Source organism: Streptomyces sp. NPDC029466 (assembly GCF_055574515.1).
In genome coordinates, this window is record NZ_JBVHZH010000096.1 from 1 (window position 1) to 9021 (window position 9021).

General features: G+C 70.1%; 8 protein-coding genes and 1 pseudogene. 2 read left to right on the forward strand and 7 right to left on the reverse strand.

Going from position 1 to position 9021, the window contains the following annotated elements:
- A pseudogene (locus ACZ4XD_RS36725) lies at nucleotides 1-307 on the forward strand (hypothetical protein); the annotation flags it as partial.
- A gap of 168 nt (nucleotides 308-475) precedes the next feature.
- Here the strand turns inward: ACZ4XD_RS36725 and ACZ4XD_RS36730 are convergent.
- The 5 genes from ACZ4XD_RS36730 to ACZ4XD_RS36750 all read right to left on the reverse strand — a co-directional run bounded on the left by ACZ4XD_RS36730 (nucleotide 476) and on the right by ACZ4XD_RS36750 (nucleotide 5301).
- Nucleotides 476-1138: a cyclodeaminase/cyclohydrolase family protein gene (locus ACZ4XD_RS36730; protein WP_468049831.1), complete on the reverse strand. Its 663-nt coding sequence runs from the start codon at nucleotides 1136-1138 to the stop codon at nucleotides 476-478.
- Nucleotides 1135-2007 (reverse strand): formyltetrahydrofolate deformylase, encoded by an 873-nt coding sequence (purU, locus tag ACZ4XD_RS36735; RefSeq protein ID WP_468049833.1) that lies wholly within the window; start codon nucleotides 2005-2007, stop codon nucleotides 1135-1137. Before purU ends, ACZ4XD_RS36730 begins: the two co-directional genes overlap by 4 nt.
- Entirely contained in the window at nucleotides 2004-2963 is a 960-nt protein-coding gene (locus ACZ4XD_RS36740) for a bifunctional 5,10-methylenetetrahydrofolate dehydrogenase/5,10-methenyltetrahydrofolate cyclohydrolase (protein WP_468049835.1), read from the reverse strand. The genes purU and ACZ4XD_RS36740 overlap by 4 nt, the downstream gene beginning before the upstream one ends.
- Before the next feature lie 105 nt (nucleotides 2964-3068).
- Nucleotides 3069-3938, reverse strand: a complete 870-nt coding sequence (locus ACZ4XD_RS36745; protein ID WP_468049837.1) for a methylenetetrahydrofolate reductase — start codon at nucleotides 3936-3938, stop codon at nucleotides 3069-3071.
- A 1-nt stretch (nucleotide 3939) separates the two neighbouring features.
- Entirely contained in the window at nucleotides 3940-5301 is a 1362-nt protein-coding gene (locus ACZ4XD_RS36750; RefSeq protein WP_468049839.1) for an aminomethyl transferase family protein, read from the reverse strand.
- Nucleotides 5302-5668: 367 nt separating this feature from the next.
- Between ACZ4XD_RS36750 and pabB the strand changes: the two genes are divergently transcribed.
- Nucleotides 5669-7480 carry an aminodeoxychorismate synthase component I gene (pabB, locus tag ACZ4XD_RS36755; RefSeq protein ID WP_468049841.1) on the forward strand — a complete coding sequence of 604 codons (1812 nt, stop codon included), beginning with the start codon at nucleotides 5669-5671 and terminating at the stop codon, nucleotides 7478-7480.
- A gap of 49 nt (nucleotides 7481-7529) precedes the next feature.
- Here the strand turns inward: pabB and folP are convergent, their stop codons facing one another.
- Nucleotides 7530-8414 (reverse strand): dihydropteroate synthase, encoded by an 885-nt coding sequence (gene folP, locus ACZ4XD_RS36760; RefSeq protein WP_468049845.1) that lies wholly within the window; start codon nucleotides 8412-8414, stop codon nucleotides 7530-7532.
- A 52-nt stretch (nucleotides 8415-8466) separates the two neighbouring features.
- Nucleotides 8467-9021 (reverse strand): DODA-type extradiol aromatic ring-opening family dioxygenase (locus tag ACZ4XD_RS36765; protein ID WP_468049843.1); only part of this gene is annotated, 555 nt, incomplete at its 5' end.

Consider the following 9021-nt stretch of genomic DNA (forward strand, 5'->3'; position numbering starts at 1 on the left):
CATGGCGGGCACTCAGCCGGCGCTGATCACGCAGATGTTCCCCGTCCGGCTGCGCTACAGCGGTTCCACGATCAGCTACACCATCGCCTCGATCCTCGGCGGCGGTATCACCCCACTGCTGGCCACGGCCCTGTTCGCCCGCTTCCACAGCAGCGCGGCGGTCTCCGCGCTGGTCGCGGTGGTCTGCCTGATCAGCCTGGCCGCCGTCCTGTGCGCCAACCGCAGGATCCTCTACGCCGAGGAGCCGGCCTCCGCGCCGGCCGTGGTCCAGCCGGCCCACCCGCTCCCCGAGGGATCCGCCGGCTGACGGCGGTGCCCACACCATGCCGCAGGAGCAGGAGCAGCCGCTCCTGCTCCTGCTCCTGCTTCTGCTCCTGGGGTGCCATCTGCTCGACCTGCCGCTCAGTGGTCAGATGGCCGGTGCTTGCCCCCTGGCACGGACGGGCAGGCATGGATGGGTCCGGGGCCCCGGACGTCAGGGCGTGGGCTTCGCTGCGAGGGCCGTGCGCACCGAGCGCTCCACCGCGGCGGCACGGCGGATGAGCGGGTCGACCTGCTCAAGCACGCCAAGGAGGTCGGATCGGGCCGCCTCGTCGCGGATGCCGCCGAGGTTGATCTCGACGTTGAGCCGGGCCGTGGTGGCGGCGGCCCGTGCCGCCTCGCCGGCCGCGGCGACGTCGGTGATGACGTTACGGTTCGCCACCGGCAAGAGGGCCTCGGCGAGCGTCATCAGCGCGTACGCGACCCGGATCACCTCGGCCGGCGGGCCCGCGGCTGCCGCGAGCGCGGCGGCGATTGCCGCGGACCGTCGTTCCTTGTCCTGCGGCGTGGCACGCGGCAGTCCGTACGCCTGGGTCACCGCGGTGAACGCCGCTGCGTCTTCGGCGGCGAGCCGCAGCGCGGCGGCGCGTTTCGCCTCCGCTCCTTCGATGATGCGGGCGACGAGTTCTGCTGAATCGGCGTACTTCTCGCCCGTGGTGTACCGGGCGACCATGGTGAGCAGCGCCGCGGCCTGTGCTGCGTGCAGCGCAGCAGTGGCCCCGCCTCCCGGCGCGGGGGTCCGGGAGGCGAGGTCGTCGAGGAATTGTCCGACCGGCTGCCGTGCGAGGTCGCCGGTTTTGGTGTCGTGGGCGGTCATGGGAAGACGACGGCCCGGTTGCCGATGACCGCGATCCGGTGCTCGCTGTGCCAGCGGACGGCGCGTGCCAGTGCCCGGCTCTCCGCCTCGCGTCCGCGCGCCGCGAGCTGGTCGGGGCTGAGCGAGTGGTCGACGCGGAGGTGTTCCTGCTCGATGATCGGCCCCTCGTCCAGGTCGGCGGTGACGTAGTGCGCGGTCGCCCCGATGAACTTGACGCCGCGCGCGTGGGCCTGGTGGTAGGGCTTGGCGCCCTTGAAGCTCGGCAGAATCGAGTGGTGGATGTTGATGGCCCGGCCTTCCAGCTGCCGGCACAGGCCGTCGGAAAGGATCTGCATATAGCGGGCCAGGACGACGAGGTCGACCCGCTCCTCCCGGATCAGGTCCAGTAGGGCGGCCTCAGCCTGCGGTTTGGTGTCCTTCGACAGGGGGATGTGCCGGAACCGCACGCCGTAGCCGTCGGCGATCCGGCCGAGGTCGGGGTGGTTGGACACCACCGCGACGATGTCGAGGTTCAGCTCACCGATGGAGTTGCGGAAGAGCAGGTCGTTGAGGCAGTGGGCGAACTTGCTCACCATGATGACCGTGCGCGGACGCCGTGCGGTGTCGGCCAGTTGCCAGGTCATGCCAAACCTGTCAGCGAGAACCTGGACCCCGAGCCTGAGCGCGTCGAAGTCCAGCGGCGAGCCGTCGATGTGCGCGAACTCCACCCGCATGAAGAAGGTTTCGCTCGTGGCGCTGCCGAACTGCTGGCTCTGCACGAGGGTGCATTTCTCCTGCACCAGCAGCTCGGTGACCGCGTGGACGAGGCCCGGGGCATCCGGGCAGGAGAGCAGCAGGACGCCGCGCTGGGCGCCGGTGGGCGGATTCATGACGCCTCCAGGAGCGAGTCGGCCGGTTCGGGCAGGGCAAGCGCGTCGCCGATGGCCGGGCGGCCGGCGAGGAGCCGGGCGGCGTGCACGGTGTTGCGCAGCAGCCACACGTCGGTCACGGGGCCCACACCGCCGGGGACCGGAGTGAGCGCTCTCACTCGCGGTGCGACGGAGGTGTGGTCGACATCGCCGACCATGTGCACCCGTCCGTCGGCGCCGGTCAAAGGGTTGATCCCGACATCGATCACCACCGCCTTCTCGCTGACGTGCTCAGCCTTGATCAGCCCGGCCTTGCCCGCGGCAACGATCAGCACGTCGGCCGCGCGTGTGTGACGCCCGATGCCGGTGGTCCGGTCGGCCCACTCGTCGACGGACTCGACGGTGGCCTGTCGCTCATAGCCCAGTGAAATCGCCGGCTTGCCCACATTGTTGGAGCGGCCGATGACGACGATCAGCGCGCGGTGGTAGAAGTCGGCGCGGTCTTCGCCCACCGAGTCCAGCCAGGTGTCGAGCAGATGGAACACCGAGGCCGCGGTGGAGGGGATGAAACGGGGCACGCCGAGGGCGAGCAGCCCCGCGTTCTCCGGGTGTACGGCCTCGATGTCCTTGCGGGGGTCGATCGCCCGGAACACCGCGGCCTCGTCGATATGTGCCGGCAGGGGGCGCAGGACGAGGATGCCGGACACCGCGGGGTCCCCGTTCAGCCGCTCGACCAGGGCGATCAGGTCGTTCTGGGAGGTGCCGGCGGGCAGTGGATGCGGCTGGTAGGGCACGCCGAGTTCTTCGGCGAGACGGCACAGTCGGCGTTCGTAGGCTGCTGAGCCGTACTCGTCGCCGACGAGGATCGTGGCCAGACCGATGGTGAGTCCGTCCCGCCTCAGGCAGGACACGTCCGCCGACAGGTTCTCTTTGAGCTCGCGGGCGCGGGCACGCCCGTCGATCACCTGGGCACTCATGGATAGTGCAACTCCTCGGGTGGAAGCCCACGGGCAGGCCGGTGCGGCGCCGCGGTGACACGACCGGCCCGTGGGACGAAGGGAACGCCGGCACCGGCGGGATCGTCAGGACAGTCGGGCGAGCCATGCCTGGCGCCAGGCTTCGGTGCTGTCCAGGTCGTTGAAGGTGAACACGTGGAAGCCCTGCAGGTTGTTGTCGCCCTGGGCGAACGCCGGTATCAGCTTCTCGATCAGCTTGTTGGGGCTGTAGCCGCCGGGCAGGAAGAAGCGCCAGAACATGTTCTGTTGCTTCTTCAGGAACCGTGCGGACTGTCCGAGCCCGAGACTCGCCGACACCCGGATCAGCTTCTGCCGGCTGATAGCCCCGGGGATGCCGACCCGGATCGGCAGCGTGATGCCGCGCGAGTGCATCGAGCGGGCCCACTGGACGGTGGTGTCGGCGTCGAAGCAGAGTTGGGTGATGGCCTGCGTGGCGTACGGCGCCTTGTCCTTCAGGGCCTGCTCGATCAGTTCGTCACCGATGAGGCCGTGCCCCTCGGGGTAGCCGCCGATACCGACCCACGAGAAGGAATGGCCGGCCGCCCGCAGTCCCTGGAGCAGACTCAGCGCATCCGGGAAATCCCCGGCCGGTTCGGCGGCGTCGCCGCCGATGCAGAAGAGACGGTCGATACCGCTGTCGCTCAACTGCTGCACGATGTCCACCAGGTGCGCCTGGTCGCGCACCAGCCGCGCGGCGATATGGGGCGCGACCCGGTAGCCCTGCCGGGTCAGCGAGGCGGCCAGGGCGATGGTCGGGCCCGGCCCCTTCGCCTCGGTGGTCGTCACCGTGAGCGCCACGTCCGTAGGTACGTGGGCGAGAACCTTCTCCTCGGCGCTCTTGAAGGGCAGGACCTCGTAGGTGGCGGTGCGCAGCGCGTGAGCCAGGGCCGTGTGGGCGTTCCGTGGGAGAGCGCCCTTCTCCGTTGCCAGCGTCATGTCACTTGTCCCGGTAGCTGGTGCGAGCGAACTGGACGTAGGGGACGGGGGCGACGGTGGCCCGGATCTCCCAGGGCCGGTGCTCTTCGACCTGCGGCTTCGTCGAGTTCGGCTGCTCGCCCCAGACGACGGTGACCTCGGTCCCGGGCGTGGCGTGCTCCTTGGCGAGGGTGGCCAGGGAGAGCATGGCCCGCTCGTTGGCGAGGTAGCCGCAGTCCAGTGAGATGCCGACCTGCTCGCCGTTCAGCAGAACCTTGTCCTCCTGATGCAGCGCGTAGCGAGCCTTGGGAAACTCGATGTACTTGGCTCCCGGGCCCTCGCCGAGCAGCGACCCCATCGCGGCGGTGACGTCGTCGTTGTTCCAGACGAGGGTGACCTTGGTACGCGGCGGATTCCCAGCGAGCTCCTCAAGTGCCGCGCGGCCGATGAAGTCGTGGTCGAACTTGACGTTGCGGTCGTAACCGATGTCGTAGGGGGTGAGGTAGTAGTCGGCAATGTCGTCCGAGTCCATGCTGCCGCCGACGGCGCCGACGGCGCCGGCCGGCAGCCACTCCCGGTACTCCTTGAGCAGCGGGTCGTCGCCGAAGATCGCGGGGATCGGCGCCGGCACCCAGCCCGACTCAAGATTGGCGTTCGAGTACGCCTTCGCTCCCACACGGACGAGCCCGTGGTCCTTCCCGGCCTCCAGGAGGGCCTCAAGGACGGCCTCTCCCTCCTCCCAGGGCCCGAACAGCTCGAAGCCCGGTTGGCCGGCCATGCCGTGGCGCAGACCGCGGACGGCGCGGCCGGCGAGGGAGAAGTCAGCCATGTGGAAGAACTTGGTCTGCGGCAGGGGCCGTCCGGTGGCCTGTTCGAGGACCGCCGCAGCGGTCGGCCCCTGGAGTTCGTAGCGGTAGAACGTCGGCGGGCCGGATGGCCGGACGGCGGAGTTCTCGTCGCGCTCGGTAGTGACCTCGTAGTCCCCGCGCTCGACGTGGAACAGTACCCAGTCGATCACCATCGGGTGCCCGACGAGGTCGAACAGCTTCTCCTCCAGGTGGAACAGGATCGCATCACCGATCAACTGACCGTCCGGGTTCACTGCCACGAACTGCTTGGCCTTGTTCACCCCGAAGCCGGCGAAGCTGTTCACCCCCAGGTCGCTGAGCAGCTTCAGCGCGTCGGGGCCCCTGAGGAACAGGTCGGTCATGTGGTGCGACTGGTCGAGGAGCGCGCAGGACTCCGCCCAGGCGCGCTGCTCGGAGCGCCAATTGGTGAACTCCGGTGTGACGGGGAAGGTGTGGGCGCGCGCGGCGGAGTGGCGCAGCAGCTCGACCGGATTCCCGACGCGGGCGATGGCCGCGGCCAGACTCTCAACAGTCATGATGCAGAAGAACCTTTCCTCGGGGTGGTGTGGGTCGGGGCGCACCTCCTGCGAGGCCGCTGTAGCAGCGTCGCCGGGCTTGGCTCCGGGCCTCCTACGACGCTAGGAACCCGGCCTTGATCAGAGAACACTCGGATGACCGGACCTGCGCTCGGCGAGCGTCGCGCCCCCAGCAGGACAAGTGACGTAGTCGCGCACCCGGGAGATTGGACCACGACAGATGACTCTGTCCGACGCCGACGGAAGACGGGGTGCCCTTGCGCGATACGCCGATCCGGAGGGCCTGGGCGACAGGCAGCATCGAAGGCGCGGCGATGCCGTATCCGGCCTTGTGAGCAGGCGGATCCCGGCGGTGGAAGGCGGCCCGATGCGACACGTCCCCGGCTCGTGGGCCCGGTTCGACGACCTGGTCTCGGGTAGCGCCCAGCTCTTCGGACCGGTCGAGAAGGAACTGGTCGCGGAGCGCCCCGAAGAAGTCATCGAGGTGCTCGACGCCGTCGGACACCTGGCGGCAACAGGCCGGTGGGCCTTCGGATTCGTCAGCTACGAGGCAGCGCCGGGCCTGGATGCGGGGCTTGTCGTGCGCGAACCCGTCGAGGGCCTGCCGCTCGCCTGGTTCGGCATCACCGATGCCCCTCGGAACGTGCCGGTCGTGGGCCACGAGGCCGGGCCGGCCGCCCTGGCCGGGCCGTGGCGGCCGGCGTGGGACGAGCCCACGCACGCGCGGGCCGTGCAGTGGGTCAAGGCGCACATCGCGGCGGGCGAGACCTACCAGTGCAACCTGACGACGCGGCTGACCGGATCGGTACGGGGCGAGCCGGAGCAGCTGTACCGGAACCTCGCGCTCGGGCAGCGGGGCGCGTACAACGCCTATCTGGACACCGGCCGCTTCGTGGTGGCCAGCGCGAGTCCCGAGCTGTTCTTCGAGACACGAGGCACCCGGATCCTGATGCGCCCGATGAAGGGAACGGCTGCCCGTGGACGGACCACCGGTGAGGACGCCGAGGTCGTGGAACGGCTGCTGTCGAGCCCCAAGGAACGGGCCGAGAACGTCATGATCGTCGACCTCGTCCGGAACGACCTCGCCCGCATCGCCGTACCGGGCTCGGTGACGGTTCCCTCTCTGGTGCGCGCCGAGCGCTATGAGACCGTCCACCAGCTCACTTCTGATGTCACCGCTGAACTGGGCGCCGAGGTCGGGCTGAGCGACGTCTTCCGTGCCCTGTTCCCGTGCGGCTCGGTCACCGGGGCACCGAAGGCGCGGACCATGGACCTCATCGCCGAGGTCGAGGACGGCCCGCGCGGGGTCTACTGCGGGGCGATCGGTGTCGTCGCGCCCCCGGACCGGCCCGATGCGCGCTTCTCGGCCCGCTTCTCCGTGGCGATCCGCACCTTGCTGCTCGACCGTCGGACCGGCGTCACCGGTTACGGAACGGGTGGCGGCATCACGTGGGGCTCCGAGCCCGCTGCGGAGTACGGCGAACTGCTGGCGAAGGCCCGCGTACTCGATGCCCGCCCGGAGGAGTTCCATCTGATCGAGACACTCCGCCACCGGGCCGGAAGCGGTCCACAGTCGTTCGACCGGCATCTCGCCCGCGCGGCGGACTCCGCCGCGTACTTCGGGTTCGCCTTCGATGCGGCGGCGGTGCGCGCAGCGGTGGCCGCACGCCTGGCCGGAGAAGGGGACGCGCGGGTACGGCTGCTGCTGTTCCGCGACGGCGGTGTGGTCGTCGATGCCGCGGATCTGCCCGCCGCGGACCGCCACCCGGTCCGGCTCGCCCTCGATGCGGAGCCCGTGGACTCGACGCAGTGCTGGCCACACCACAAGACGAGCCGGCGACAGCCCTATACCTCCCGGCTCGCGCGTCATCCGCAGGCCGACGATGTGCTGCTGGTCAATGAACGGGGTGAGCTCACCGGGGCGTGCACGGGCAACCTCGTGGTCCGGCTCGACCACGCCTGGTGGACTCCCCCGCTCGGCGGCGGCTGCCTCCCCGGAGTCGAACGCGGACGGCTGGTCGAGACGGGCTTCCTGCGCGAACGGACCCTCCATCCGGCCGACCTGTTCCGAGCCGAGGGGGTAGCGCTGGTCAGCTCCCTGCGCAGGTGGCGGCCCGCGACGGTCCTGTCCGGCGGCGTCCTGCTCGCTGATCCACCCGAGCACAGGGGACGCGCATGACGTACGACCGGACCGCCGTGCTGGTCACGGGCGGCGTCGTCACGGCCGGTCAGGCACGCGCGCGGCCGGCCGACCGGGCTTGGCACAGGGCGGAGACGACACGGACCGCGTCGACGGAGGCTGCCACATCATGCACCCGGACCCCCCATGCGCCGGCCCGTGCGGCGACCACGCTCGTGGCGAGCGTCGCGGCATCCCGGTCGAGTACCGGCCGGCGGGGTCCGTCGCCGTACAGGGCATCGCTCAGAAAACGTTTCCTGGATGCGCCGACGAGCACGGGGAAGCCGAGACGGACCAGGTCGTCGAGGTGGGCGAGCAGGAGCCAGTTCTGCTCGCCCCGCTTGGCGAAACCGAGCCCCGGATCGAGAATCAGCCGGTCCGGGTGGACTCCGGCCTCGACGGCATCGTCCACCCGCAGGAGCAGCTCGGCCGCGACCTCGCGCAGGATGTCGTCGTACCCGGCCGCCGCGTACATGTCCCGGCTCGGTCCACGTGAGTGGTTGAGCACCCACGGCACCCCGGCGGCCGCCACGACCCGGGCCATCGCGGGGTCGGCCAGGCCGCCGCTGACATCGTTGACCAGTGCCGCACCCGCGGCCACGGCTGCCTCGGCGACCGCGGCCCGGGTGGTGTCGATGCTGACCGGCACCCCGGCCGCCGCCAGTTCCCGCACGACGGGAATCACCCGGCGCAGTTCGTCCGCGGCATCCACGCGGCCGGCTCCCGGACGGGTGGACTCCCCGCCGACGTCAACGTAGTCGGCACCGGCGTCCCGCAGCACGAGCCCGTGCGTCACCGCCGAATCCGTCGTGGAGTACAAGCCACCGTCGGAGAACGAATCCGGGGTGACATTGACGACGCCCATCACCCGGCACCGTTCGGTGGGGACGCCCCCTTCTTCGGCGGTGCCCCGCAACCGCTCAAGACTTTCCATGGACATCGGCCGACTTCCTCCATGCATCGGGGCGAGGTGGACAGGTGGCCGATCAGGTCGGCTGTGCGGTCCGGTTGTCGAAGAGTGCGAGGCCGGCCGCGGTGTTGGACGCGGGCACGTGGTAGACCGAATGGACCTTGCGGACCTGGGCGTTCAGCGCTCCGCGCATGACCAGCCACATGATCAGCTCGATACCCTCCGAGCCGGCCTGGCGGATGTAGTCCTCCCGGCTCAGCGCGGCCAGCTTCTCGGGATCCTTCTCGATCGCCTCGAAGAACATGTGGTCGAAGGTGGGGTTGATGAACCCGGCCCGGGCGCCCGCGAGTTGGTGCGACATCCCACCTGTGCCGAGGATGCCTACCGTCCGCGCGCCGCCGTAGCCGGCGATCGCGCGGCCGAGGGCCTTGCCGAGCGCGTAGCAGCGCGCCGCGGTCGGCTGCGGGTAGCTGATGACGTTCACCATGATCGGGATGACGGGGCAGGGCCAGGCATCCCCGGGCTCCGGCGTCCAGACCGACAGGGGCACCGTGAAGCCGTGGTCGACATCGAGCTCCGAGAAGACCGTGAGGTCGAAGCCCTCGTCCATCAGCTTCTGCAGAAGGTGAAA

Coding starts and splice junctions, on each gene's coding strand:
- pabB (WP_468049841.1), top strand. CDS start 5,669: ATGCGACACGTCCCCGGCTCGTGGGCCCGGTTCGACGACCTGGTCTCG.
- ACZ4XD_RS36745 (WP_468049837.1), bottom strand. CDS start 3,938: ATGACGCTGGCAACGGAGAAGGGCGCTCTCCCACGGAACGCCCACACG.
- ACZ4XD_RS36730 (WP_468049831.1), bottom strand. CDS start 1,138: ATGACCGCCCACGACACCAAAACCGGCGACCTCGCACGGCAGCCGGTC.
- ACZ4XD_RS36740 (WP_468049835.1), bottom strand. CDS start 2,963: ATGAGTGCCCAGGTGATCGACGGGCGTGCCCGCGCCCGCGAGCTCAAA.
- folP (WP_468049845.1), bottom strand. CDS start 8,414: ATGGAAAGTCTTGAGCGGTTGCGGGGCACCGCCGAAGAAGGGGGCGTC.
- ACZ4XD_RS36750 (WP_468049839.1), bottom strand. CDS start 5,301: ATGACTGTTGAGAGTCTGGCCGCGGCCATCGCCCGCGTCGGGAATCCG.
- purU (WP_468049833.1), bottom strand. CDS start 2,007: ATGAATCCGCCCACCGGCGCCCAGCGCGGCGTCCTGCTGCTCTCCTGC.